General features: G+C 72.4%; 23 protein-coding genes. 9 read left to right on the forward strand and 14 right to left on the reverse strand.

From position 1 onward, the window contains the following. Positions 1–2: 2 nt before the first annotated feature. The 6 genes from menD to ACIBZJ_RS20625 all read right to left on the reverse strand — a co-directional run bounded on the left by menD (position 3) and on the right by ACIBZJ_RS20625 (position 8,936). Positions 3–1,571 (reverse strand): 2-succinyl-5-enolpyruvyl-6-hydroxy-3-cyclohexene-1-carboxylate synthase, encoded by a 1,569-nt coding sequence (gene menD / locus ACIBZJ_RS20600; RefSeq protein WP_395931809.1) that lies wholly within the window; start codon positions 1,569–1,571, stop codon positions 3–5. Further along, positions 1,568–2,551 carry an o-succinylbenzoate synthase gene (locus ACIBZJ_RS20605; RefSeq protein WP_395931811.1) on the reverse strand — a complete coding sequence of 328 codons (984 nt, stop codon included), beginning with the start codon at positions 2,549–2,551 and terminating at the stop codon, positions 1,568–1,570. The genes menD and ACIBZJ_RS20605 overlap by 4 nt, the downstream gene beginning before the upstream one ends. Further along, positions 2,551–3,366 carry a 1,4-dihydroxy-2-naphthoyl-CoA synthase gene (gene menB, locus ACIBZJ_RS20610; RefSeq protein ID WP_395931813.1) on the reverse strand — a complete coding sequence of 272 codons (816 nt, stop codon included), beginning with the start codon at positions 3,364–3,366 and terminating at the stop codon, positions 2,551–2,553. Before menB ends, ACIBZJ_RS20605 begins: the two co-directional genes overlap by 1 nt. Continuing rightward, positions 3,363–4,505 carry an AMP-binding protein gene (locus ACIBZJ_RS20615; protein WP_395931815.1) on the reverse strand — a complete coding sequence of 381 codons (1,143 nt, stop codon included), beginning with the start codon at positions 4,503–4,505 and terminating at the stop codon, positions 3,363–3,365. Before ACIBZJ_RS20615 ends, menB begins: the two co-directional genes overlap by 4 nt. Continuing rightward, positions 4,502–5,962, reverse strand: a complete 1,461-nt coding sequence (locus ACIBZJ_RS20620; protein ID WP_395931819.1) for an isochorismate synthase MenF — start codon at positions 5,960–5,962, stop codon at positions 4,502–4,504. The genes ACIBZJ_RS20615 and ACIBZJ_RS20620 overlap by 4 nt, the downstream gene beginning before the upstream one ends. A 157-nt stretch (positions 5,963–6,119) precedes the next feature. Next, positions 6,120–8,936: a BTAD domain-containing putative transcriptional regulator gene (locus ACIBZJ_RS20625; RefSeq protein WP_395931821.1), complete on the reverse strand. Its 2,817-nt coding sequence runs from the start codon at positions 8,934–8,936 to the stop codon at positions 6,120–6,122. Positions 8,937–9,461: 525 nt separating this feature from the next. Between ACIBZJ_RS20625 and ACIBZJ_RS20630 the strand changes: the two genes are divergently transcribed. Next, the gene (locus ACIBZJ_RS20630) at positions 9,462–10,703 is read left to right on the forward strand and encodes an MFS transporter (protein WP_395931823.1); all 1,242 of its coding nucleotides are present in this window, start codon (positions 9,462–9,464) and stop codon (positions 10,701–10,703) included. Between the two features lie 6 nt (positions 10,704–10,709). Here the strand turns inward: ACIBZJ_RS20630 and ACIBZJ_RS20635 are convergent, their stop codons facing one another. Then, entirely contained in the window at positions 10,710–11,153 is a 444-nt protein-coding gene (locus ACIBZJ_RS20635) for a MarR family winged helix-turn-helix transcriptional regulator (RefSeq protein WP_395931825.1), read from the reverse strand. Positions 11,154–11,217: 64 nt separating this feature from the next. Between ACIBZJ_RS20635 and ACIBZJ_RS20640 the strand changes: the two genes are divergently transcribed. The 3 genes from ACIBZJ_RS20640 (at position 11,218) to ACIBZJ_RS20650 (ending at position 13,074) form a co-directional block, all read left to right on the forward strand. After that, a complete protein-coding gene (locus ACIBZJ_RS20640; protein ID WP_395931827.1) occupies positions 11,218–11,670 on the forward strand; it encodes a MarR family winged helix-turn-helix transcriptional regulator in 453 nt (150 codons plus the stop codon). Continuing rightward, positions 11,667–12,203 (forward strand): hypothetical protein, encoded by a 537-nt coding sequence (locus ACIBZJ_RS20645; protein ID WP_395931829.1) that lies wholly within the window; start codon positions 11,667–11,669, stop codon positions 12,201–12,203. Before ACIBZJ_RS20640 ends, ACIBZJ_RS20645 begins: the two co-directional genes overlap by 4 nt. Positions 12,204–12,720: 517 nt before the next feature. Beyond that, positions 12,721–13,074, forward strand: a complete 354-nt coding sequence (locus ACIBZJ_RS20650) for a hypothetical protein (protein WP_395931831.1) — start codon at positions 12,721–12,723, stop codon at positions 13,072–13,074. A gap of 317 nt (positions 13,075–13,391) precedes the next feature. Here the strand turns inward: ACIBZJ_RS20650 and ACIBZJ_RS20655 are convergent, their stop codons facing one another. The 4 genes from ACIBZJ_RS20655 to ACIBZJ_RS20670 all read right to left on the reverse strand — a co-directional run bounded on the left by ACIBZJ_RS20655 (position 13,392) and on the right by ACIBZJ_RS20670 (position 16,610). Then, positions 13,392–13,994 carry a flavin reductase family protein gene (locus ACIBZJ_RS20655; RefSeq protein WP_395931833.1) on the reverse strand — a complete coding sequence of 201 codons (603 nt, stop codon included), beginning with the start codon at positions 13,992–13,994 and terminating at the stop codon, positions 13,392–13,394. A gap of 181 nt (positions 13,995–14,175) precedes the next feature. Further along, a complete protein-coding gene (locus tag ACIBZJ_RS20660; protein WP_395931835.1) occupies positions 14,176–14,319 on the reverse strand; it encodes a DUF6203 family protein in 144 nt (47 codons plus the stop codon). A gap of 131 nt (positions 14,320–14,450) precedes the next feature. After that, positions 14,451–15,722 carry an FAD-dependent oxidoreductase gene (locus tag ACIBZJ_RS20665; RefSeq protein WP_395931837.1) on the reverse strand — a complete coding sequence of 424 codons (1,272 nt, stop codon included), beginning with the start codon at positions 15,720–15,722 and terminating at the stop codon, positions 14,451–14,453. Positions 15,723–15,815: 93 nt separating this feature from the next. Beyond that, complete coding sequence (locus ACIBZJ_RS20670; protein ID WP_395931839.1) at positions 15,816–16,610, reverse strand: class I SAM-dependent methyltransferase; 795 nt, start codon at positions 16,608–16,610, stop codon at positions 15,816–15,818. Between the two features lie 104 nt (positions 16,611–16,714). On the opposite strand from ACIBZJ_RS20670, the gene ACIBZJ_RS20675 reads away from it, so the two are divergent. Beyond that, a complete protein-coding gene (locus tag ACIBZJ_RS20675; RefSeq protein ID WP_395931841.1) occupies positions 16,715–17,548 on the forward strand; it encodes a hypothetical protein in 834 nt (277 codons plus the stop codon). Between the two features lie 16 nt (positions 17,549–17,564). On the opposite strand, the gene ACIBZJ_RS20680 is transcribed toward ACIBZJ_RS20675, so the two are convergent. The 3 genes from ACIBZJ_RS20680 to ACIBZJ_RS20690 all read right to left on the reverse strand — a co-directional run bounded on the left by ACIBZJ_RS20680 (position 17,565) and on the right by ACIBZJ_RS20690 (position 19,764). Continuing rightward, positions 17,565–17,804 carry a hypothetical protein gene (locus tag ACIBZJ_RS20680; RefSeq protein ID WP_395931843.1) on the reverse strand — a complete coding sequence of 80 codons (240 nt, stop codon included), beginning with the start codon at positions 17,802–17,804 and terminating at the stop codon, positions 17,565–17,567. Positions 17,805–17,889: 85 nt separating this feature from the next. After that, complete coding sequence (locus ACIBZJ_RS20685; RefSeq protein WP_395931845.1) at positions 17,890–18,966, reverse strand: diacylglycerol kinase; 1,077 nt, start codon at positions 18,964–18,966, stop codon at positions 17,890–17,892. Positions 18,967–18,978: 12 nt separating this feature from the next. Continuing rightward, on the reverse strand, positions 18,979–19,764 hold the full coding sequence (locus ACIBZJ_RS20690; RefSeq protein ID WP_395931846.1) for an SDR family oxidoreductase: 786 nt from the start codon (positions 19,762–19,764) through the stop codon (positions 18,979–18,981). A 272-nt stretch (positions 19,765–20,036) separates the two neighbouring features. Here ACIBZJ_RS20690 and ACIBZJ_RS20695 point away from each other — a divergent pair, with 272 nt between their 5' ends. The 4 genes from ACIBZJ_RS20695 to ACIBZJ_RS20710 are packed head-to-tail and all read left to right on the forward strand — an operon-like array spanning position 20,037 to position 24,675. Then, positions 20,037–20,798: an alpha/beta fold hydrolase gene (locus ACIBZJ_RS20695; RefSeq protein ID WP_395931848.1), complete on the forward strand. Its 762-nt coding sequence runs from the start codon at positions 20,037–20,039 to the stop codon at positions 20,796–20,798. A gap of 21 nt (positions 20,799–20,819) precedes the next feature. Beyond that, entirely contained in the window at positions 20,820–22,277 is a 1,458-nt protein-coding gene (locus ACIBZJ_RS20700; protein ID WP_395931850.1) for an FAD-linked oxidase C-terminal domain-containing protein, read from the forward strand. Further along, positions 22,277–23,374 carry an FAD-binding oxidoreductase gene (locus ACIBZJ_RS20705; RefSeq protein ID WP_395931852.1) on the forward strand — a complete coding sequence of 366 codons (1,098 nt, stop codon included), beginning with the start codon at positions 22,277–22,279 and terminating at the stop codon, positions 23,372–23,374. Before ACIBZJ_RS20700 ends, ACIBZJ_RS20705 begins: the two co-directional genes overlap by 1 nt. Then, complete coding sequence (locus ACIBZJ_RS20710) at positions 23,374–24,675, forward strand: (Fe-S)-binding protein (RefSeq protein ID WP_395931854.1); 1,302 nt, start codon at positions 23,374–23,376, stop codon at positions 24,673–24,675. The genes ACIBZJ_RS20705 and ACIBZJ_RS20710 overlap by 1 nt, the downstream gene beginning before the upstream one ends. Positions 24,676–24,696: the final 21 nt, after the last annotated feature.

Raw genomic sequence — 24,696 nt, forward strand, 5'->3', positions numbered from 1 at the left:
GGTCACAGGGCGCGGTCGAGTGCCGCGGTGACGTTCGCGCGCAGCCTGCGGTGCAGGGCGGCGTTGGGTTCGCGGGCCGAGCGGACCTCGACGATCCGCCCGCCCGGCCGGGCCAGTTCCCGGGCGAGCTCTTCCACGCCGGACACCAGCGCGTGTGGCCAGCCGGCGGCCGCGGCGACGTGGGCGAGGCCGACCCCGTGCGGGGTACCGAACAACTCCTCGGAGCCGTCGGTGGCGTCGACGTGCCCGAGCAGCGAGAAGATCCCGCCGCCGTCGTTGTTGACCACGACGAGCGTCAAGCCCGACGTCGCGGCGCTCGGCAGGCCGTTCTGGTCGTGCAGGAACGACAGGTCGCCGAGCAGCGCGTAGCCCGGGCCGGAGTGGGCGAGCGTCGCGCCGACCGCGGTGGAGACCGCGCCGTCGATGCCGGCGAGCCCGCGGTTGGCGAGCACCCGCAGGCCGGTACGCGGGCGCATCGTGCGCTCCAGGTCGCGGATCGGCATGCTGGCCGCCACGAACAGCAGGCCGCCGTCCGGGATCCGGGCCGCGAGTTCCCGGGCCACGACCGGTTCGGTGAGCCCGGTGGTGTCGAGCAGGGCGTCGCGGGCCGTTGCGGCCACGTGGTCGAGGGCCTGCCACCGGGTCAGCCAGCCCGGGTCGCGCGGGCCGGTCGGCAGCGGCCGGCCCAGAGCCGGCACCACGGCGGTGGCCGCGCGGCCTGGGTCGTCCCAGACCGCGTGCGGGTCGACGACGGTGTTCGGCACGTCGCCGTAGAGGGCCAGGAGTTCGCGGGACAGTCCCGGACGGCCGCAGGTGACGATCGCCTCCGGCGCCGGTGCGCTCCGGATCTTCGGGTGGGCGAGCAGATCCACGTAGGCGGTGAGTGCGTTGCGCCCGTACCGGGCGTTGCTGTGCGGCTCGGCCAGCAGCGGCCAGCCGGCCGCTTCGGCGAACGCGACCGCCGCCCGCGGGTCCGCGCCCGCGCCCGCCACGACCAGCCCGCGCGCCGGTGCCGCCAGGTCCACCGCCGGCACCGGTGGCCGCGACACCGCCGTCCACGGTGCCGAACCGGCCCGTCCCGCGAGCTGCTCCGGCCACGGCCCGGCGTCCGGGCCCGGGTCCGCGCCGGAGCCGGAGCGCAGCGCCACGTTGAGGTGCGACGGGCCGGTACCGGCGGCGTCAACCGCGCGGCACACCACCGAGCGCCAGTAGCCGACCTGCCCGGCCCGCCGGTCCGCGGTGAGCAGGAGCAGCGGCACCCGGTCGTGGTGTGCTTCCAGCACCGCCGGGTGCAGGTTCGCGGCGGCGGTACCGGAGGTGCAGACCACGGCGGCGGGCCGGCCACCGGCCCGGGCGAGCCCGATCGCGAGGAACCCGGCGGAGCGCTCGTCGATGCGCACGTGCACCCGGATTCCGGGGTGCGCCCACAGCGCCCGGGCGAGCGCGGCCGAGCGGGAACCGGGCGAGACGATCGCGTCGGTGACCCCGCACCGGCTCAACTCGTCGGCGAGCACCGTAGCGAGCGCCGTGGCCGCATCGTCCACTGTGGCGGGAATCGCCGTGACGGTCATGCCGGGTCCTCCAGGAGCTCCCGCTCGGCGGCCCGGACCATCTCCCGGTGGGTCAGCGCGATCCGGCGCAGCCACCACTTCGTCCGCTCCGGGTCGGACGACCGGCAGCGCAGCAGCCGCACCGCGTCGAGAGGCGGCCGCACGACCGGGATCTCACCGTCGACCGGCACCAGCGACTCGGCGACCGGGTCGTCCCCGAGCAGGGGCACGGTGCCGAGTCCGCACGCGTACGGCAGCTCGGGAAGCGCGGCCGCGAGGGCCAGCCCGGCGGCCAGGCCGACCGAGGTCTCCAGCGCCGACGACACCACGGCGGGCAGACCGGCGGACTCGGCCACGCGCAGGGACCGGCGTACCCCGCCCAGCGGCTGCACCTTGAGCACCACGACGTCGGCCGCCTCGCGCAGACCGGCGACCGCGGTCGGATCCGCCGCCAGCCGGACCGTCTCGTCGGCGGCCAGCGGAACGTCCACCCGGCGGCGCACCGCGGCCATCTCGGCCGGAGTCCGGCACGGCTGTTCGACGTACTGCAGCCCGGACCGATCGAGCAACCGGATCATCCGCACCGCCTGCTCGACGTCCCAGGCGCCGTTCGCGTCGATCCGGACGGCGCCGCCGGGACCGAGCGCGTCGCGGACCGCAGCGACCCGGTCGACGTCCTCGTCCACGCTCTGCGCCGCCTCGGCCACCTTCACCTTCGCGGTGCGGCAGCCGCCCGAGTTCCGCACGATCTCCTGGGCGCGCGCCGGGTCCACCGCGGGCACGGTCACGTTCACCGGCACCCGGTCGCGGACCGGCGGCGGCCAGCCCTCGTCGATGGCCTCGCGGCAGGCCGCCAGCCACCGGGTCCCTCCCTCGATCCCGTATTCCGGAAACGGGGAGAACTCGCCCCAGCCGTGTTTGCCGTGCATGAGCACGCCTTCCCGGACGGTGATGCCCCGGAACCGGTGCCGCATCGGGATGGCGAAGACGTAGGCGGACATCACGGCCGCCGCGGAAAGCGGGAGAAGTCCGGCTCGCGGCGCTCGACGTAGGCGTCGCGCCCTTCCTGGGCCTCCTCGCTGAGGTAGTACAGCAGGGTGGCGTCGCCGGCGAGCTGCTGGACCCCGGCCATGCCGTCGTCGACCGCGTTGAGCGACGCCTTCAGCAGCCGCAGCGAGAGTGGTGAGTACGCCAGCATCTGCCGGCACCACGCGACGGTCTCCTCCTCCAGCCGCCGCAACGGGACGACCGCGTTGACCAGACCCCATTGCAGGGCCTGCTGCGCGTCGTACTGCCGGCACAGGAACCACACCTCGCGGGCCCGCTTCTGGCCGACGGTGCGGGCGAGCAGCCCGGCGCCGAACCCGCCGTCGAACGAGCCGACCCGGGGTCCGGTCTGGCCGAAGCGTGCGTTGTCCGCCGCGATCGTCAGGTCGCACACGAGGTGCAGCACGTGCCCGCCGCCGATCGCGTACCCGGCGACCATGGCCACCACCGGCTTGGGCGTGCGCCGGATCTGCACCTGCAGGTCGAGCACGTTGAGCCGCTCGTTGCCGTGCGCGTCGCGGTACCCGCCGTCGCCGCGGATCCGCTGGTCCCCTCCGGAGCAGAAGGCCAGATCTCCGTCGCCGGTCAGAATGATGACGCCGACCGTCGGGTCGTCGCGGGCCTCGTCGAAGGCTCGGCTCAGTTCCGCCACCGTGGTGGGCCGGAACGCGTTGCGGACCTCCGGGCGGTTGATGGTGATCTTGGCGATGCCGTCGGCGATCTCGTACCGGATGTCGGTGTAGTCGCCCTTGGCGTTCCAGGTGGTCACTGTTCGTTCTCCAGGTGAGTGAGCAGTGCGGCCGCCGCGCGGCGGTCGACTTTGCCCGAGGCGAGCCTCGGCAGGTCGGAAAGGAGATGCAGGGCCCGCGGTGCGGTCCAACCGGGGCCGTGGGCGGCGAGATGACGGCGCAGCCCGGCCAGCGTGGGGGGTCGCCGTTCGTCGGCGGGCACGACCAGCGCCGTGATCCGCCGCCCCCACTCGGGATCGGCGATCCCGGCCACGAAGGCGGCGGCCACCGACGGGTCGCCCGCCAGCGCGGCTTCCACGTTCTGCGCGTGGACCTTCTTCCCACCGGTGACGATGACCTCGTCGGCCCGGCCGAGCGGTTCCAGCCGGCCGTCCGGCCAGATCCGGCCCAGGTCGTGGGTGCGGAAAACGGTGTGGAACAGGGCTCCCCGCCGGTATCCGCGGGCGACGACCGCGCCGCTGACGCGGACCCGCCCGTCGGCGTCGAGATGGCAGCTCACGCCGGGCAGCGGCCGGCCGTCGTACACGCAGCCGCCGCAGGTCTCGGTCATGCCGTACGTCGTCACGACGCGCACCCCGGCGTCGCGGGCCCGCCCCAGCAGATCCGGTGCGGCGGCGGCGCCACCGACGAGCACCCCGTCGTAATGACTCAGCTCCACGCCGTCGCGCAGCGCTCGGTACAACATCGTCGGCACCAGTGCGGTGTAGGCCGCCTCGGTCCCGAGCGGGCCGAGTACCGGCTCGGTACCCCCGACGAGGGCTCGGACCAGGACCTGGAGCCCGGCGATGTGAAACAGCGGGAGGCAGGCGAGCCACCGCGCGCCCGGCCGGGCACCGAGTGTGGCGAGCGACGCGACGGCGGACGCGCGTAACGCCGCGGCCGGCAGTTCGACGCCTTTCGGCGGGCCGGTCGAACCCGACGTGACGACCACCGCCGCCACCTCGTCGGCGCAGGGTGCCGGGTCCGGCAGCGCGGTCACCCGTCCGGCCTCGTCCACCACGGCGTCCGGCCGCAGCTCGGCGAGGAGCGCGGCGACGGTCCCGGGCGGCCCCGGCGGCACCGGCAGCACGGCCGGCCCACCGTCCAGCGCGGCGGCGACCGCCGCCACGAACCGCGGCCCGTCCGGCGCCAGGTGGGCGACTAGTTTCCGCCCCCTCATGCGGCCCTCCCCGTGGCCGCCGCCGGAACATCGAGCGCGGCGAGCATCGGGTGCAACTTCAGTTCGGTCTCCGCGTACTCGTCCTCCGGAGTCGAACCCGCGACCACCCCGCAGCCGGCGAACAGGGCGGCGCGATCACCGGACACCAGCGCGGAGCGGATCGCCACCGCGAGTTCGCCCTCTCCGACCGCGTCGAACCAGCCGACCGGTGCGGCGTACCAACCCCGGTCGAACGGCTCGGACCGAGTGAGCCAGCGCAGCGCGGCCGGTCCCGGATACCCGCCCATCGCCGGGGTCGGGTGCAGCCGCTCGGCCAGATCCAGCAGGCCGGCGCGACCGTGCGCCGGTACGGTCGCGGTGACGGTGGTGACCAGGTGCTGGACGCTGCCCAGGCGCATGACCTGCGGCCGGTCGAGCGCGGTCACGTCCGTGCAGCACTGCGCCAGGGCCCGGGTCACGAACTCGGTCACGAGACCCTGCTCGTGCCGGGTCTTGGCGCCGTGCAGCAGAGCGCGCGCCCAGGCGGCGTCGTCCGCGTCGGTGGCGCCCCGCGGCATCGAGCCGGCGAGGCTGTCCGCGGTCACCCGGCCGTCGGCCACACGCACGAGACATTCCGGGGTACCGCCGAGAAACCACCGCCCGCTGAACCTCGTCGCGAAAACCGCGCCCTCGGAGGTGCTCCCGAGCAGACGGGCCACCGCCGCCGGTACCGCGAACGGCCGGCCGGCGTGCAGCACGACCTGCCGGGCGAGGACGACTTTGGCCAGCTCACCGCGTCGGATCTCGTCGACTGCGGCGGTGACGGCACGCCGCCAGCCGGTCGCGTCCGGGACGTCGAACCGGACCACCGCGCCGGGCGACCCGTCGTCGGCGTCGCGCTCCGGGGTGGCCAGGAGTCGGCGCGCCAGGTCGGCCCTCCGGCCGGCCAGCGAGTCGACTTCGGTGTCCGGGGTCACCCGCGCGGTCAGCGCCAGATGCGTCGTGCCGTCACCGAGGCGTACCAGCTGGACCGCCGGGCACCAGGAGAGCGCGTCCGGCATCCCGCCGATCGGGTTCCACCGTCCGGGCCGGAATGCGAAACCGCCGACCACCAGCGGGAACCCGGGCTGCCCTGCGATCGCCGAACCACCGGTCACCAGGCCCTGGCAGTGCCGGTGCCACGCTCGGCGCACGACCTGGAAGCGGCTCGGCCCCTCCGCGGAGACGTCCAGCGAACTTCCGATCCCGACCGACTCCACGCCGGTCCACCGGGACGACCAGAAAAACACCCGTCCGCCGAGCCGGTCGGCCCGACGCAGCAGGGCGCGGGGAGCCGTCCCCGGCACCGGCGTGGTCCACACCGTGAGCACCGGCCGGCCACGACGTACCGACGCCTCCCGCGCCACCGCGAACGTCGCGCGCAGCGAGGCCGCGTCGAGCCCCGGGTCCGGCGGGCGTGCCTTCCGGACCGAGTCCATGGTCATCATCTCTCTGCCCTTCGGGATGGTCGCTTCGAGGACCAACTCTGGGCAGCGGGGACGCACCACGCCTGAGCAAGCGATACCTATCGCGCAGCCGACAGCTGCTCATCCCGCGGTGGGGGAGTGCGCCGCCACCGGACCGGCGACCCGCCCGTCAAGACTCCTGATACGCCGGGGGATTCAGTTTCTCGCGTACCGTGTCGGCTTCCCGGACGTCGAGCTCCACGAAGACGGCCAGGGCCTGCCGCCACGCCTGCGCTGCCTCGTCCGCTCGACCGGCGGCCCGGTACGCGTCGCCGAGGTGCTCCAGGACGACGGCCTCGTTGAAGCGCTCCCCGGCGTCCGCGGTCATCTCGTGAGCCAGCCGAAGGTGCGCGATCGCCTCGCGATGGCGGCCCAACTGCTGGTAGGCGACGCCGATGCTGTCGTGGATGGCCGCCTGGCCGTCGCTGTCGTTCAGCTCCTCGAACAGAGCCAGCGCCAGCCGACAGGCCTCGATCGCCTCTTCGGGTTCACCGGCGAGTCCATGGTTGTAGGCGATGGCGCCGAGCGCCTGGGCCTCGTACAGCGTGTCGCCGATGTGGCGGGCGAGTTCCACGACCTCCCGGGCCTTCGCCACCGCCTCCCGGTGGCGTCCCTCGAATTCCAGTATTTCCGCGTAGGTATTAGTCGCGTGGAGCTCGCCGCGAACGTCTCCCGACTCGTGGCAGCGGTCGATGGAGGCCTGCGAATACTCGTACGCCGTCTCGTACTGGTGCATCCGGCCATAGGTGCGACCGATGCTGCGGAGGATATGAGCTTCCATCGCGGGCTTGTCCACCCGCCGGACGGCGGCCAGCGCGGCACGCAACATCGCGATCTTCTCGTGCCAGCGTCCGCTGCGATCCAGGTAGATGATCGAGTTCCACGCCAACTGCCAGACGTGCGACTCGAAGCCGTCGGCCGCACCGGCGACCGCGGCCAGGATCACTTCCCGCTCGGCGTCGAACCAGTCCAGGGCCTGTCGACGGCTGCTGAGCGCATCGCCGTCGACGCCCGGTGTGGGCATCTCCACGGCCGTGTCCGTCTGATTGGGGTCGATCAGAATCGTCGCCACGGCCGCTGTCTGCAGGTAGTGGGCCAGAATTCGGTGCTGGGCCCGGCTACGCTCGTCCGCGGGTTCTTCCCCGTCCGCCAGTTCCACGGCATAGGCGCGGACCAGGTCGTGATAGCTGTACCGGCCGGGCCGGCTCAGCTGGAGCAGGTTCGCCCCGAGCAATTCGGTGAGTGCCGACTCGGCGGTTCCGGACGGCATGCTCGCCGCGCTGGCCGCGGCGGACGCCGTCACGTCCGGGCCCGGATGCAGTGCCAGGAGCCGGAACATCCGGGCGGCGGGCTCGCTGAGCGCCTGCGAGGACCACGAGAACACCGCGCGCAGATCGACGCTCGGATCGTCGCCGGCGAAGGCGTCCAGCTTCCGGCGGGTGCGGCCGATCTCGTCGGCCAGGTCGCGGAGCCACCTGCCGTGCAGTGCCTCGGCGCGGGCGGCGACGATGCTCAGAGCGAGGGGAAGGCCGCCGCAGCGGGCGATGAGGTCGGCCACCGCGTCTGATTCACGCGCGACGATCTCCGCGCCGAGGCGATCCCGGAGCAGTGCGCTCGCTTCCTCGGCGTCGAAGAAGTCGAGCAGTTGCGGGCGGGCGCCGGAGGCCACCAGGCTGCTGAGTTTCTTCCGGCTGGTGACCAGGGCCAGACAACCGGCGCTGCCCGGCAGCAGCGGACGGACCTGTGCGGCGTCGTGCGCGTTGTCCAGGACGACCAACACGCGGCGGTCGGCGAGCAGGCTCCGGTACAGGCCTTCGCGCTCCACCGCGTTGACCGGAATCGACTGGGCCTGGACGCCGAGCGCCACCAGGAGATTGGCGAGCGCGGTGGCCGGCTCGATCGGGGAATGCACCGGATCGAACCCGCGGAGGTCGAGGTAGAGCTGTCCGTCCGGGAAGCGGGCAGCGGCTCGGTGCGCCCAGTACACGCCGAGCGTCGTCTTCCCGATTCCGGCGGGGCCGGAGATGACGACGACCGGCATGGCCACCGCGTCGCGGCCGGACGCGTCGACGAGCGCGTCCAAGCGGTCGAGGTGAGCGCCGCGGCCGACGAACCCGGCCAGATGGGCCGGCAGTTGCCGGGGCACGACGGTGCCCGCCGTCAGGACGGTGCCCGCCGTCAAGGCGGTCCCGGCCGGCGGGCCGGAAACGAGCGCCGAATCCTCCCGCAGGATGGCCAGGTGGAGTTCGCGGAGCTGCGGGCCGGGATCCAGGCCCAATTGGTCGGCGAGCACTCGGCGGGCGTCCTGGAAGACCTCGACGGCCTCGGCGAGCAGCCCGCGGCCGGCCAGCGCGCGCATCAGCTGACCGCGGAACGTCTCGCGGGTGGGGTGCTGGGCGATCACCGACCGGAGGTCCGAGGAGACCTCGATGTACCGGCCGAGCGCCAACTCGGCCTCGAAGTACTGCTCGAGCGCTTCGAGGCGAAGATCCTCCAGGCGGCGGGCCTCCGCCACGAGCACGTGCCCGTGGTCGAGACCGGACAGCGCGGGGCCGCGCCAGAGCGCGAGCGCCTCGCCCAGTGCGCTCCCGGCCCGCACCGGGTCCTGCCCGGCCATACCGCCACGAGCGTCCGCGACGAGCGTCCGGAAGCGGTCGACGTCGAGCTCACCCGGGCTGACGAGCAGCTGGTAGCCCTCCGGGCGTCGGACGATTCGCGCGGCCCCGATGGCCTGACGCAGATGATGCAGGTGGACGCGCAGGCCGTCGCGCGCCTTCGGAGGCGGGGCTGAATCCCAGAGGGCGTCGACGAGCTCGGCGATCCGGATCGGCCGATTGGCCCGGCACAGCAGCACGGCGAGCAACGTCCGGACCTTCGGACTGCTTATTCGTATTTCCTGCCCGGCATCGCTGACGACGACCAGGGGACCGAGAATTCCGAACTCCATTCGAGGTCCTTGTCCTCGTGGTGCGCGTCGGACAGTACCTCCAGAGTGGACTTCTTGTCATCGTTCGTTGACGCATTGCGCCATTTGTCTGTTGGCCTGCGGGACAACGTCGACGCAACGGTCCGACAACGCCTGCCGTGCATTGTGTGGGGGGATACATGCCCGGTTGAGCCCGGAAGGAGGCCGAATGTCGACCACCGAGTGGGACTGAGCGGCATGAACGGCAGCGTGACGAGCCGGAGGGAGGCGGAATGTCGATCACCGAGTGGGACTGAGCGGAACGGACGAGTCCGGAAGGAGTCGGACGCACTCCGCCGTTGATGCCCTAGCCGCGTGAATCGGCGGCGCCCGTCGACCGCCAGGTGTGTCCGGGGGCGGGATGACTCGCCCCAGGGCCAACGGGGGCGACCGCGCGGGCCGGCTCGGCCCGCGCGGTCGTTTGATCCGCGACGGCCAACCGCCAGGATTGTCCGATCGGCCCGCCGTCCGGCCGCGCCGCACGCTCGACGGGAGACGGGACCGAAGATGGCGGCGACCCGAACGCCGGTCGCGCTCCGCGACCCGGAATTCCGGGGTCTCTGGACGGCGCAGACCTTGTCGCGCGTCGGCGATCAACTCGCGCGGGTGGCGCTGATCGTCCTGGTCTTCCAGTCGACGGGCTCGGCGGCGGCCGCCTCCGCGGCCTACGCGGTGACGATGGTGCCGTGGCTGATCGGCGGACCGCTGCTGGGCTGGCTCGGCGATCGCTACCCGCGGCGCGCGGTCATGATCTCCTGCGATCTGGCCAGTGCGGGCCTCATCGCCGCGATGGCTGTACCCGGTCAGCCCCTGCCGGCGCTCTACGTCCTCCTGTTCGCCGCGACCTTGCTGGCCGGCCCCTTCGGTGCGGCGCGGTCCGCCCTCGTGCGCGACGTCTTTCCCGACGACGACCGATACGCTGCCGCCACCGCGCTCACCTCCGTCACCGGCCAGTTCGCCCAGGTCGCCGGGTTCGCGGGCGGGGGCCTGCTCGCGGGGCTGACCACGCCGCGCCAGGCGCTGCTGCTCGACGCCGCCACCTTCGTCGTGTCGGCGATTCTCGTCCGGCTGACCGTGACCCGCCGGCCCGCGCCCCGGGGCCCGGCCGGCGCGGCCCTCCCATCCCGGGCGATGACCGCCGGGGTTCGACTCGTCTTCGGGGACTCCCGGCTCCGCCGGCTCACGTCCTATGCGTGGCTGGCGTCGCTCCATACCGTCCCGGCCGGCGTCGTCGCGCCGTACGTCGCCGATCTCGGCGGTGGGTCGGCCGGCGTCGGTCTCCTGCTCGCCTCGGTCGCCTTCGGCACCGCGCTCTCGATGATCGTCGTCAGCCGGTGGGTGCCGGCCGAACGGCGACTCCGGCTGATGGAACCGCTGGCGCTCCTCGCCGGCGCGCCTCTGGTGCTGTGCGCTTTCCACCCCGGCCTGGTCCTCACCGCGGCGATCTGGGCACTCGCCGGCGCGGGTTCCGGGTACCAGCTGGCCGCGAACGTCGCCTTCGTCCGCGCGGTTCCCGACGCGCACCGCGCCCAGGCGTTCGGGGTGGTCGCCGCGGGTCTGGTGGCCGGTCAGGGATTCGGCGTACTCGCGGCCGGCGCCCTGGCGTCCGTCCTCGCTCCGGCACTGGTCGTTGCGGTCGCGGGAACGCTCGCCGCGCTGCTCGCGCTGCTGCTGTGGGCCAACGCCGAACCCGACCGCCGTCCCCGCAGGCCGTCTCGGGACGACGTTCGTGCGAGCCGAGTGCGGTAGGGCCGGTCAGCTCGGGGTGCCGAGTTGAAGCAGGCGCACGAGCGTCTGGCGCAGGTGTTCGATGTCGTCTCGCCCCACGAGGGCGGCCCAGTCCTGCTCGACCTGCTGGCCGGCGCTGCGTGAGACCGGCCGGAGCGCCCGGCCCTTGGCCGTGAGAAAGACCAGGCTGGCCCGGCCGTCGGCGGGGTCGGGGTGTCGAGTCGTGTACCCGGCGGTCGTCAGGAGGTCGACGGACTGCGCCATCGACTGTTTGCGCACCTTGGCCAGTCGCGCCAGCTCACCGATCTGAATGCCCTGCGGCGGGACGAACGGGATGACGTTGGCGTGCGCCGGGGTCAGACCCGTGACGCCCTGCCGCTGCATCGCGGCGTCCATGTCGGTTCCCCACTGCTGGGCAGCGAGGCGCAGCAGCAGCCCGATCAGCGGCGTAGGGGTCTCGTCGATCGACACTATTGACAGTCTCCTGTCTAGTTTCTAATTTGGACAGGTAGCTGTCCAATTGTGGAGGATCACGATGACCCAAGCAACCACCCTGCCCTTCGGTACGGCACTCGCGCTCGCGCAGCGCACGCTGACCGCGCCGCTCGCGGCCGTGCTCGGCGCCGAAAACGTGGCCATGCCGGAGTGGTTCACTCTCCACGCGCTCGGGTTGCGCGGCTCGATCCCGACGGAGGTCCTGACGAACCTCCTCGCCACCAATGGTCTGGACGCCGCGGCCGTCCAGAACCTGCTGACGACGCTGGGCAACTCGGGACTCGTCGAATTACCCGACGGCGCGGTGTCGCTGACCCCGGCAGGCACCGTCCGGTACGCGGAACTGCGGGACCGTATCGACCAGGTCACCGCGCGCATCTTCGAACGGTTCGACCCGGCCCGCGTCGAGACCGCTCGCGGCCTGCTCCAGGAGATCGCCGAGACCGACCCCGAGCAGCTCGTGGACCGATCCGTGCGGATCGGCCGGCCGTGACGGACGGGGCCGGCTCGATGCTCGCAGGCGCGACCGACGGGAGGGCCACGAGCGGAACCCCCACACTGGCCCGCACGCTGGCCGCCGGCTGCGCAGGCGGGCTCGCGTTCGTCCTGGCCACGTTCCTGACGTTCGGGCTGCTCGGCGGTTCCCGGCGCGGCCATCAGGGACTGCTGTTCGATCCCGACACTCAGAGTCCGAAGGTCATCGCCGTGTGGAAGGCGCTCGACCCCCTGCCCCGCATCATCGAAACTCCGGTCCTCGTTCTCGCCGGCCTGATCGTGTTCGGGGTCTGCTACGCCCTGCTGTACCGATCGGTCGCCCCGGCCTGGCCGCGAGGCCTGCACCAGCGTTCCTGGCGCCTCGCGCTCGCCGTGTGGCTCGGCGCCGCGTTCTCGGAGTTCATGGGGCCGTTCAACGTCCTGCACGAACCCCCCTCGCTCGCCGTCCTGAGCCTGGGCTTCTGGGCCGTAGCGGCGCTCGCCGAGGCGTACCTCCTGGTGTTCGTCGCCGACCGCGGACGCGCGTCGTGACGGGCAGTTCCCGGCCCCCGGCGTCCAGCCCGTAGCCCCCGACGAACGCGGCCAGTCGCTCGGCAGCGGTTGCCGGCAGCCGATCCGGACGCAGACCCGCCATGCGGTCCGCCGTGGAACGAGGCGGCTGCCGGTCACGGTCTGGCCGGCCCGGAACTGCTCGCGAGTCAGGTCGATCTCCACTCCGCTGGGCAGCCGGTTCCAGTAGTGGAAGCCCTGCTGCTCGCCGTTCCGGTGGACCTCACCGAGCACGAGATCGCCACCGACAATGTCGTTGACGATCAACGCGGTGATGTCGCAACGACCCCGGGCCGGATCATCGGCCCGCTCCCTGTCGTCCGGCGAGGACGTGTCGGCGGCCCCACTGGCGCGGAGCGCCTCGTCGCGCGTCCTCAGATCCCAGGGGAGCATGCCGGGCAGCCTCCCGGAAGCCACTGACATTTCCAGGAAGCCGGCGCCCCGTTCTGGCGCCGTCAGACGGCAGGAGCTGCCCGGATTCGGCTTCTAGAGTGAGCACATGGGAACTTGCCTGCGCGCTGATGCGGCGTACTGTGCGGTCGCCGCGCTGATACTGGGGCTGTTCGCGGGACCGGTCGGCGGCGCGCTCGGCGTCTCGGCCGCGGTGCCGCTGGTGGTGGCGATGCTGACGTTCGGCTGGGCGGTGCTGCTGTTCGCGCTCGCCTCCCGACGCCGGTTGCGCGGCCCGATGCGGTCGGTGCTGACGGCGAACGTCGTCGCGGTCGTCGGGCTGGCCGGGCTCGCGGTCAGCCGGCCGCTCGACGCGCTGTCACTGCTGCTCTTCGCCGTTGCGGTCGAGGTCGCCGTCTTCGCGGTTTGGCAGGCCGCGCTGCTGCGCGAGACGTCGGGCTGAGTCGTCTGCGACGGTCGGCGTCGCACCGCGGGACGCCACACCGCGGAACGCGCCGGCGGGGGCGTGCCTTGCCGACGGGCACCGTTGGTCGACGGCAAATCGTTCCTACGCCCGCTGGTGGGAGGAACGATTTGGTGTCGTGCGCGAACCGGGCACTGGCCGGGCTCCGCCGTCGAATCGGCGAGCAGGCTGTGGCCTCGTGACGTGGCACTGCGCGAGAGCGGGCTGTCCAGCCGCTGACACGCCGACCGCGGCCACCGAGCCACGTACGGTCGCGCCGACGTGCATCCGCTGGTCGGCGTCACCGGGCTGAGCGGTCATCGCGGAGTCTCCGAGCGGTAGGAGCGGCCGCGCTCGGGGCCGAGGCCGAAATAGTGGCGGAAGTTGTAGATGAGTGGGTCCCAGGCCGCCGGGTCGATGTGATCGGTGCCGGGAACGACCAGGCCCGGATCGGCGTGGACGACAAGGACGGCGGCTTCCACCACGAGGAAGTCGCCGGACGCGTCGGGCTGGACGCGCTGCGCCCGGGCCTCGAGCTGCAGCGGACACTGGGCAACCCGGGGCGGACGCACGCGCACCGACGGCTGCGGGTCCAGTCCGGCGGCGCGGAACTTGTCGGGCTCGTAGCGGCAACCCGCATGCTTGCCGTCGGGGACCGGGTTCCGTCCGGTGAGCGGCGCCAGCCGTTCCACGGCCGGCCAGAGCACCGCGGAGGGCAGGTTGAGGACGAGGTCGGGTCGCTCGACGAGGTTGCGGCCGGTCTGACCCTCGGACGCCAGCCCGAGGACGACGATCCGGCCGAGCGCCCAGGCCGACGACATCGGCGCGAGGTTGGCCGAGCCGTCGGGGTTCTCGGTGGTCAGCAGCACGACCGGGGTGCCGAAGTAGAGGACGTTCGGCCGGATCTGCAGCGAGGTCATCGCCCGATGCTAGGAGCCAGTTGGTTCGCCGAGCGTCGAAGCGAACGCCGTTGCGCCGGCTGTCACGGCCGACGGCCGCGCCATCGTGGCGGCGCAGAATGGCGACGAGCGGGCTACGACCCGGCTCGCACCCGGCCCGTTGCGTCAGCCGCCCGGTGCGTTCAGCCGCCCGGGGCGGCGGTCACGAGCGCGCTCCCGCTGTCTGTGCCTGCTTGGCGCGGCGGTGGCGCAGGTAGGCGGTGGCGCCGACGACCACGGCAGCGCCCAGCGGCGTGCTGGCGGCGATCCTCTTGACGACTGCGGCGCCCAGGAGTTTCTTCAGCATGGGGATCCTTATCGCTTCGGTGGATATAGGCGTTGGTACCCATCCGCGGCGGAATGGAACAGTCGGTGGGGCCTGCACCGACGCGGTCGCCGAGCCCTCGGTGTGCCGATCGCGACGTGATTTCGGGCAGGTCACGAGGAAGCAGGAGCGTCCCGGTGGGGCGACGTCGGGTAGTCCTCGACGGCCATGGAGTTGTACACGCGGGCGCTGCTGGTGGCGAGACGGGCGAAGGCGCGCGCGGGGCCCGCGGGCAGCGCGGCGATCAGCCGGGCGCCCTGGGCCAGGCCCGTGACGCCCAGCCGGGACCTCGGGATCAGACGCCTCGCCGCGCTCAGCGCGACCTCCCGGCTGCCGCGCACGTGCCCGGCCATCACCCGCTCGTAGGCGGGAAAGGCGCGCTCGTGATCTCCGCCGGCCCGCGCCAGCTCGCCGGCGAGGACGTAGGCGCCCACGATGGCGAGGCTGGTGCTCCCCCCGACGGCCGGGCCGGGGCCGTAGCCCGCGTCGCCGACCAGCGTCACCCGCCCCCGGGACCAGCTGTCCATGCGGATCTGGGTGATCGAGTCGAAGTAGAACGCCGAGGTGCCGTCGAGTTCGGCCAGCCAGCCGTCCACGTCGGCGTGCAGGCCGGCGAACGCGCGGCGCAGGAGTTCCTTCTGGCGGGGCGCGTCGGTGTCGTGGTAGTCGATTTGCTGGTCGCTGCGGAACAGGAACAGCACCCGCGCGTCGTCGAGGTGCCGCGCGCCGTACACGCCGGCGGTGCGGCCGACCCCGACGTGGATGCGCAGCTCACCGTCGAGCCCCGCGGTGTCGGGCACGGCCAGCACCCCGAAGTGGGCCCCGGCGTAGCTGCCGAAGCGCGATTCGGCCCCGAAGACGAGCGCGCGCACCGCGGAGTGCGCGCCGTCCGCACCGACGACGAGGTCGAAGCGGCGCGGCGCTGCGTGGTCGAATCGCACCTCGCCGTCCGGTGAGACTGCGGCGCCGTCCGGTGAGATCGCGGCGATCGAGTCGCCGAACACGTACTCGACGTCGTCACGAGTGGCGTCGTAGAAGATTTCGCTCAGGTCGTCGCGCATGATCTCGGCGTGCCGCTCCGACGTGGCGCTGAAGATCTTGGAGAGGTCCGCCCGCACGGGACGGCGCGCACCTTCCGGCCACAGCGTCAACCGATTCGAGCCGGTCGCCCGCTCCTCGATGCGCGCGAGCACACCCATCTTCTCCGCGATGTCCATCGCGGGCCGGAACAGGTCGACGGCGTGGCCCCCGGTCCGGCGCAACGACGGCGCCCGCTCGACGACCGTGACGGAGAAGCCGTTGCGGGTCAGCCAGTACGCCAGCACCGGTCCGGCGATACCCGCGCCGACGATGAGGATTCGCTGCCTGCCGCCAGAAGTAGTCATGTGGCCACTCTCGCCACCGCGCCGCGCCGTCGTATTGGACGAATGTCCGCGTCCCGGAGCGTCTGGATCGTGTGGTCCTCGTCAGGTTCCGGGTCAGGCCGGGCAGTGGCCGGAGGCGCTCCGCGCCAGCGCGTCCAGAGAAAAACGTCCGGCCGGGGAACCGAGCCGGCGGAAGAGTTCCTCGCGCACCGCAGCGCGTTGCTCGTCGGACCGGCCGACGAGGTAGGAGCCGGCGGGTCCGATCCCGGCGAGGAATCCGGCCCAGAGCTCGTCGAACGAGGCATACGTCGAGCTCACGGACAGGACCGTTTCCGTGACCTGGGTGAAACCGTTCGCGGTCAGCCACCCGGCGATCTCTCCCTCGCGTCCGAACCGGAGGGTTTGCGCTTCGTCCGGAGCAGCGGGGTCGATGGCCAGCGCCGCGTCCCAGAACACGCGGAGCATCTGCATACCTTCGGCGAAGTCCCAGGCCGAGGCGGCGACCACGCCGCCGGGCCGCACGACCCGGCGCAGCTCACCGGCGAAGGCGGTCGGGTCGGACACGAAGTGGATGACCAACTGGGCCAGCGCGCCGTCGAAGGCAGCGTCGTCGAACGGGAGCTCTTCGGCGCGCCCTTCGCGGACGGTGACGCCCGGAAACCGTGCGCTGCACTCGGCGACGAAAGGAGGCGAGGGGTCGACGGCGGAAACCCGGGCGGGGCCGAGCCTGTCCACCAATACGCTGGTCAGCGCGCCGGGCCCACATCCGACGTCGAGCACGGACCAGTCCGGCCCGATCTCGGCGGAGTCGGCGAACGGTTCGGCCAGCGAACGCGAGTAGCGACCCATGTAGCCGTCGTAGGCGACGCCGGTCGTCAGGAACGATCGAGCACCGTTCGGCGTGTTCATCGGCCACCTCCGTACGTGATCCGGCGCCTGTGATCCTGGCAGGTCGCGGTGGAGTAGGCGAGGATCGGCGCCCGGCCCCGGCGGATACGTCCACCATTGTCGTCATGACATCGAGCGAGGTGTTCGCCGCAGCGGGCGTCGTGATCGCGGTCGCGGCTCTGACGGTTTCGGTCTATCAGTCCTGGCTGGCGCGCGACCACAATCGGCGCAGCGTACGTCCGGCGCTCGTGCTGGAAACCCGGTTCCGCGCCGGCGAAACCGCAGGGCTACGGCTGACCAGCGCCGGGCTGGGACCTGCCGTGCTCGTCCGCACGGCCGTGTGGGTGGACGGCTCGCTCATCGGGCCGTTCAACAAGAACACCGCGGACGTGGTCCGGGGTGAGCAGCGGCCGCGCCCCTCCGCGCACACCCTCGGCTCCCGCGCCGGGCGCGTTCTTCCCGTCGACCACGCCGAGGACCGGCGCCGTCGATCGGGTAGTCCTACTCATCCGCTGCGGTCCTCGTATCGGCACGATCGACGTATGACATCGACGGGAGTGCGCGGGCGGTCGCTGGTAGGGGTGGTCGCGGTGGTGCTGGCGACCGTGGCGACGTGGTGGGGCTGGTTGGGCTGGGACAACGAGTACCAGGTCGATCCGGTCACCGGGCAGGCGTCCGGGCCGTACGAGGCTTGGCAGGTGGTGGGGTGCGTGCTCTGCCTGATCGCCATCGTCGTCCTCGGCGTGCTGACGCTGCGGCCTTGGCTGGCGCCGGCGGCGCTGACCGTGACGTTTTCCGGGGTTTGGTCGTGGTGGGCCGGTAGCACCGACGACAGCGGGTTGTGGCTGGTCGGCGCGATCCTGGTCTTCGCTGGTCTGGCCTGGGGCTCGGCGGCGGTGAGCGTGCTCACCTGGCTCGGCAGCCGGGTCGTCCGACGGGAGTGGATCGCCCCGGCGTGAGGCCGGGCGCGCTTCGTCAGGGTTCGTAGTCGTTCCATCCGCCGTTGTAAACCGGCTTGCTCTCGGGATCGGCGTCGTGGCCGAGCCAGATGCGGACCCGCCAGTCGGCGCCGTCAGCGATCCAATTCGTCTGCACGAACCATTCGCCCAGAACGGAGGACGTGCGCTCATCGGTCACGTGGGCCAGCCGCCGGACGACTCGCCAGTCGTAGTCGTAGTCGGAACACTCGATCTGGACGGTGTAGTCGGTGGCCATGGGCTCCATAGTGGTGGGTACGCCGCGACGTGTCCCGGCCCGGCGGCAATTCGCCGATCACGGCCCGCCGCCGCGGGAGCGGAGATCAGGGGCGGACGAGACCGCGGCCCGTGACCAGCGGAAGGTCGAGGGCGGTCAGCAGGCCCGGCGCCGCGGCAACCACCGCGGGTACCGAGTTGACCAGGCGCATGGCGGTCGCCTTCAGCCCCGCGGTGTTGTGGTCGCCGTCGGCGGCCATCATCGTCATGTCGAGCGTGTAGTTCGGCTCTCCGGTGATGACCACCCGGTATCCGCCCTGGCCGGTCGGCTGCGGCCAGTCCGCGCCGAGGTCGGGACGCAGGCGGGTGACGTGTTCCAGGACGCACACCGCGCGGCCGTTGCGGACGCCACGGACCTCGAATCGCAGTGCGGCCGCGGTGCCCTTGGCGATCGATCCGGACGGGATGTCGAAGGCCTCCGGCGCGGGCAACCGGGTCCACGACTCCTCGACCGCGTCCAGTTCGACGTCCAGCCCGGCCGCCAGTTGCCGCACCACCGAACCCCAGGCGAAGCTCAGCACGCCCGGCCGCAACAGCATCGGGAGGTCGTCGTCGTCCACCGGCCGGCCGAACCCCATGATGTCGAACAGCACGGTCGGGTTGTCGTACGTGGAGTAGTCGAGGATCTCCAGGCAGCGGACCTCGTCGATCCGCTCGGAGATGCTGGTCAGCGTCAACGCCATCCAGTCGTTCGCCCAGCCCGGGTCGATGCCGTTGACCCAGAGCGACGCCCGGCCCTCCTCGGCCGCGGCGGCGATCGGCGCGAGCATGCCGTCGGGAATGACGCCGTACGGGTACTGCAGGAACACCGGTCCGGACGCGACGACGTTGATCCCGGCGCGGAGTAACCGGGTGAGGTCGCCGATCGCGTCCATCAGCCGGTCGTCAGCCATCGCGGTGTAGACGACGCAGTCCGGCGCGAGCGCGATCAGCGCGTCGGCGTCGGTGGTCGCCGGTACGCCGAGCGGGGTGCGCAGACCGGCCAGCTCACCCGCGTCGCGTCCCTCCTTCGCCGGGTTGGACACGAAGACGCCGACCAGTTCCAGGTCGGGGCGGGCGTCGATACCGGCGATCGTGTGCCTGCCGACGTTGCCGGTGCTCCATTGCACTACCCGGTACGACACGTGGGGCTCCTTCTACAGGTCGGGGAGACCGAGATCCAGGTTGGGCTGACGCAAGCCGCCGTCGACCTCCAGCACGGTGCCGGTGAGGTAGCTGCCGGCCGGGGACGCGAGGAACACCACCGCGGCGGCGATGTCTTCCGGGGCCCCGAGGCGGCGCAGGGGAGTGTTCCGTTCCATCGTCGTACGGAGCTCGTCGTTTTCGAGAACGAGTTCTAACGCGGACGTGGCGACCGACCCGACCGCGATCGCGTTGACCCGGACGCGTGGCGCGAGATCGGCCGCGGCGAGTTTGGTGTAGTGGGCGAGCGCGGCCTTGGCGGTGCCGTAGGCGGCGTAACCGCGGGCCGGCAGGCGGCCCATGACCGAGGAGATGTTGACGATCGCGCCGTTGTGTTCGAGCAGCGCCGGGATCGCGGCGGTGGTGAGCGCGTGCGCGGTCGACACGTTGAAGCGGAACGCCGACTCCAGGCGGCGGACGCTCGTCTTCATCAGCGGCCGGGGCATCTCGCCGCCCACGTTGTTCACGACGAGGTCGAGGCGCCCGAACGCGTCGACGGCCCGTTCCGCGAGCGCGGGCGCGGCGTCGGGGTCGGACAGGTCGGCGACGACGATCTCGGCCTTGCGCCCGGTGGCGGCGATCTGGTCGGCCACCGCCCGGAGCTGCTCTTCGGTGCGGGCGGTGATCAGCACGTCGGCGCCGGCCTCAGCCAGCCCGACCGCGGTGGCGGCCCCGATGCCCCGCCCGGCTCCGGTCACCACGGCCACCCGGTCATCCAGCCGAAACCGCTCCAGAATCATGGCGGGACTGTAACAGGTTCTAGAAGCGGTGATCGCCGCGTCGGGAGGACGCGACGGGGGAAATGGCCGGATAGGTGGTTGAGTGGAACCACGTACTGTGCGAGGAGACGAGTGATGACCGCAACGACGCCGGAGGGCGCGCCGGCCTGGTTCACCGAGGCGCTGGCCGCCTCCGTGGAGCTCGGTGTCGTCGACGTCGACGGCACACCGATCCACTACCGCGCCTGGGCAAGCCCGGCGGCGACGAGAACAGCCGCGACGAGAACGGCATCGTGCTCGTGCACGGCGGCGCCGCGCACAGCCGCTGGTGGGATCACATCGCCCCGTTCCTGGCCGGCGACCGCCGCGTCGTCGCGCTCGACCTCTCCGGCCACGGCGATTCCGGACGCCGTACCGAGTACCGGATGGAGCTCTGGGCCGACGAGGTGCTGGCCGTGGCCGACAACGGTCAAGCCGGGCCGCACCCCCTGGTCATCGGCCACAGCATGGGCGGCATGGTCTCACTGACCGCCGCGCGCCTCCGCGGCACCGAGCTGGCCGGCGCGGTCGCCATCGACACCCCGTTCTGGGACAACCTCCCGGAAGACACCGCGGCCAACGCCCAGCAGGCGTTCGGCCCGCTGCGCACCTACCCGACGCAGGAGGACGCGCTCCGCCGCTTCAAGCTGATCCCGCAGCAGGACGGCAACGTTCCCGCCGTCCTCGCCCACATCGCCGAGACCAGCCTCCGCGAGCGCGACCACGGCTGGTCGTGGAAGTTCGACCCGAACGTGTTCCGCGGCCGCACCACGCTCCGGACGCTCACGCTGCCACAGTGCCGGGTCGCGGTGTTCCGGGCCGAGCGCGGGCTCGTGCCTGCCGACATGGGCGAGCTGATCGCCGAGCGGATGGGACGGGTCGTCCCGGTGGTCGAGATCCCGTTCTCGGCGCACCACATCATGATCGACCAGCCGCTCAGCCTGATCACCGGCCTGCGCACGCTGCTCGCCGACTGGACCCACTCCGAGCCGCACAAACCGACCCCCGAGGCCTAACACACGGGTTACCGTCGGGAGATGGGCAAAGACGGCATCGATCTGATCGACGCCCTGCGGAGGGTCGTCGGCGCTGACCGCCTGTTCACTGACCCGCACGAGCTCCGCACGTACGAGTCCGACGGGCTGCTCCAGTACCGCGAGCTGCCCCGGGTGGCGGTGCTCCCCGGTAGCGGCGACGAGGTCCGCGCAATCGTAGAAATCTGCGCAAAAGCGCAAATCCCTTGGGTCGCCCGCGGCGCCGGTTCGGGTCTCTCCGGTGGCGCACTTCCCGTCGCCGACGGCGTCCTCATCGTGTTGACCAGGCTCAACCGCATTCTGGAGGTCGACCTCGACAACGCCAGGGTCTGCGTGGAACCCGGCGTGACCAACGCCGCGGTGTCCGCGGCGGTCGGGCCGGACTTCTTCTATCCGCCGGATCCGTCGTCCCAGATCGTGTGTTCGATCGGCGGGAACGTGGCCGAGAACTCCGGCGGGGCGCACTGCTTCAAGTACGGCTTCACCACGAACTACGTGACCGGGCTGGAAGTCGTGCTCACCGACGGCGAGGTCGTCCACCTCGGCGGCGCCGAACTCGACGCGCCCGGCTACGACCTGCTGGGTGCGTTCGTCGGGTCGGAGGGCACGCTCGGCGTCGCGACGAAGGTCTGGCTGCGCGTGGTGCCGTCGCCGGAGGCGATCCGGACGCTCGTCGCGTTCTTCGACTCGACGCACGCGGCCGGTGAGGCGGTCTCGGAAATCGTGCGGGCCGGTGTCGTGCCCGCGGCCATCGAGATGATGGACGCGGTGACGATCGACGCCGCCGAGCGGATGGCGCACGCGGGGTACCCGGTCGGGCGGGGCGCGGCGCTGCTGGTCGAGCTGGACGGGGCCACGGACGAGTGCGAGGCCCTGTTCGACCAGGTCGTGAAGACTTGCGAGCGGTGCGGGTCGGACGACGTCCGGGTGAGCCGGGACGAGGCCGAGCGGGCACTGTTCTGGAAGACGCGCAAGGCCGCGTTCCCGGCCATGGGCCGGGTGTCGCCGAACTACTTCGTGCAGGACGGGGTCATTCCGCGCACGAAGCTGCCCGAGGTGCTGGAGCGGATCGAGAACCTGGCGTCCGACTACCGGCTGACCGTCGCGAACGTCTTCCACGCCGGGGACGGGAACCTGCACCCGCTCGTCTGCTACGACGGGCGGGTCGAGGGCGAGGCCGAGCGGGCCGAGGAGCTCGCGGGCGCGATCCTGCAGGTGTGCCTGGACGCGGGCGGGTCGATCACCGGTGAGCACGGCGTCGGTGTCGACAAGCGGAAGCACATGGCGAAGATGTTCGCCGCCGAGGACCTGGACGCGTTCCAGCGGCTGCGTTGCGCGTTCGATCCGCCGGGGCTGGCGAACCCGGGCAAGGTGATGCCGACTCCGCGGCTGTGCGGCGAGGTGCCCGGCCCGTACCGGCAGCACCCGATGGAGGCCGCCGGCCTGGCGGAGCGGTTCTGATGTTCACCTCGGTGGCGGAGGCGTCCGCGGTGCTGCGCGCACACGGCGAGGCGGGTACCGCGGTGCGACCGGTGGGCAGCGATTCCCGGGCCGGCTGGGGCGGCGCCGGCGAGGGCACCCCGCTCCACACCACCGGCCTGAACCGGATCGTCGAGCACAACCCGGGCGACTTCACGGCGGTGCTGGAGGCGGGCGTCCCTCTCGCGGAGGCGCAGAAGCAGTTCGCGTCGGCGGGCCAGTGGCTGGCGCTCGACCCGGGATCCACCGGAACGATCGGCGGCCTGGTCGCGACCGCGGACTCCGGACCGGCCCGCCACCGCTACGGCGGCGTCCGTGACCTGGTGATCGGCGTGACGCTGGTGCTCTCCGACGGGACCGTGGCCCGCTCCGGCGGGCGGGTCATCAAGAACGTCGCGGGCTACGACCTCGGCAAGCTGTTCACCGGTTCGTACGGCACGCTCGGGCTGATCGCCGAGGTCGCGGTCCGCCTCCATCCGCTGCCGTCCGGCACCGCGACCGCCACGGCCTCGTTCACCGACCCGTCCGCGCTGGCCGCGGCCGCTGCCGGCCTGTCACGCCGTCCGCTCGAAGCACTTCATCTGGACGCCGCGTGGCGCGCCGGTTCGGGGCGCCTTCTCGTCCGGTTCGGGGGAGTGACGGCCGACGCGCAGGCGTCCGCCGTGGCGTCGTTGTTGTCGGCGGCGGCGGGCGCCTCGGAGGTGGACGTCGTCACCGACGACGAGCCGATCTGGGAGGCCCAGCGGGCCGGCCAGCGGTCGGACGACGGAGTGGTGGCGAAGGTGGCGGGCCGGCCGACGGACCTCGCGCCGATGATCCGGGCGGCCGAGGACGCGGGTGGTGGGCTGGTGGCGCGAGCCGCACTCGGCCTGGCCTGGATCGCGCTTCCCGTGCCGGACGTGGGGGCTCTGCGGGAAGCGCTCGCGCCCCGGTCCGTGACCGTGCTGGACGGCGGAGACCGGGTCGCGGATCCGTGGCCGGCGGTCGAGCCGGGCGCGGCCGCGGTGATGCAGCGGGTCAAGGCGCGGTTCGATCCGGCCCGGATCTTCCGGCCCGGCGCGTTCGTGGGAGGAATCTGATGACGGTGCTGCCCTCGGGGGGAGACCAGCCGGCGCTGCACGGCGCGTCGAGCGGCTGGGACGAGCACCGTCCGCCCGACCCCGAGCTCATCAAGGACTGCGTCCACTGCGGCTTCTGTCTGACGACCTGCCCGAGCTACTCGGTCTTCCAGGACGAGGCCGACTCGCCCCGGGGCCGGATCGTGCTCATGCGCGTAGGTCACGAGGATCCCCTCGGACTCGCGATGCAGACGCACTTCGATCGCTGTCTCGGGTGCATGGCCTGCGTCACCGCCTGCCCCTCGGGGGTGCAGTACGACCGGCTGATCGAGCAGGTCCGGCCGCAGGTGGAGCGCAACGTGCCGCGCTCGCGCGCCGACCGCCTCTACCGCGGGCTGATCTTCGCGCTGTTCACCCACCCCGGCCGGGTGCGGGCGATGGTGCCGGCGCTGGCGCTGCCGGGCCGCCTCGGGGCGCGGCTGGCCCGCCTGGTCCCGAAGACGCGCGTCGGCGCGCTGCTGTCGCTGGCGCCGCCGGTGAAGCTCTCCGCCGCCGTCCGGCAGCTGAACCGCGTGACGCCGCCCGCGCCGGGCGTCGAGCCCCGCGGCCGGATCGCGTTCATGCAGGGCTGCATCCAGCGCGCGCTGTTCGGTGACGTCAACGCGGCGACCGTGCGGGTCCTGGCCGCCGAGGGCTTCGAGGTGCACGCGCCCCGCACCCCGCGCTGCTGCGGCGCCCTGCAACTGCACGGCGGCGTCGAGGAGGACGCGCTGGTGCAGGCCAGGAAGACGATCGCGGCCTACGAGGGCTACGACACGATCGCGGTGAACGTCGCCGGCTGTGGTTCGGCGATGAAGGACTACGGTCACCTGTTCTCCGACGACCCGGCCTGGGCCGCCCGGGCGGCGGCGTTCTCGGCCAAGGTCAAAGACGTCCACGAGGTGCTCGGCGCGATCGAGCCGCAGGCGAAGCGTCACCCGGTCGAGCTGACGGTGGCCTACCACGACGCCTGCCACCTGGCCCACGCCCAGGGCGTCCGGACCCAGCCCCGCGACCTCCTCCGCGGCATCCCCGGGCTCACGCTGGTCGAGCCGGCCGAGTGGGAGATCTGCTGCGGGTCGGCCGGCATCTACAACCTGACCCAGCCCGCCGCCGCGGCGGAACTCGGCGTGCGCAAGGCGAAGAACCTGGCCGCCACCGGCGCGGAGGCGATCGCCGCCGCCAACCCCGGCTGCGCGCTGCAGATCACCGCGCACCTGGAGACGCCGGTGCCGGTCCACCACCCGATGACACTGCTGGACCGATCCCTCCGAGGCCTCTGAGTGCTCTGCCGGGCCCCCAGG

This window comes from Cryptosporangium sp. NPDC051539 (assembly GCF_044454545.1).
In the GTDB taxonomy this organism is placed as follows: domain Bacteria; phylum Actinomycetota; class Actinomycetes; order Mycobacteriales; family Cryptosporangiaceae; genus Cryptosporangium.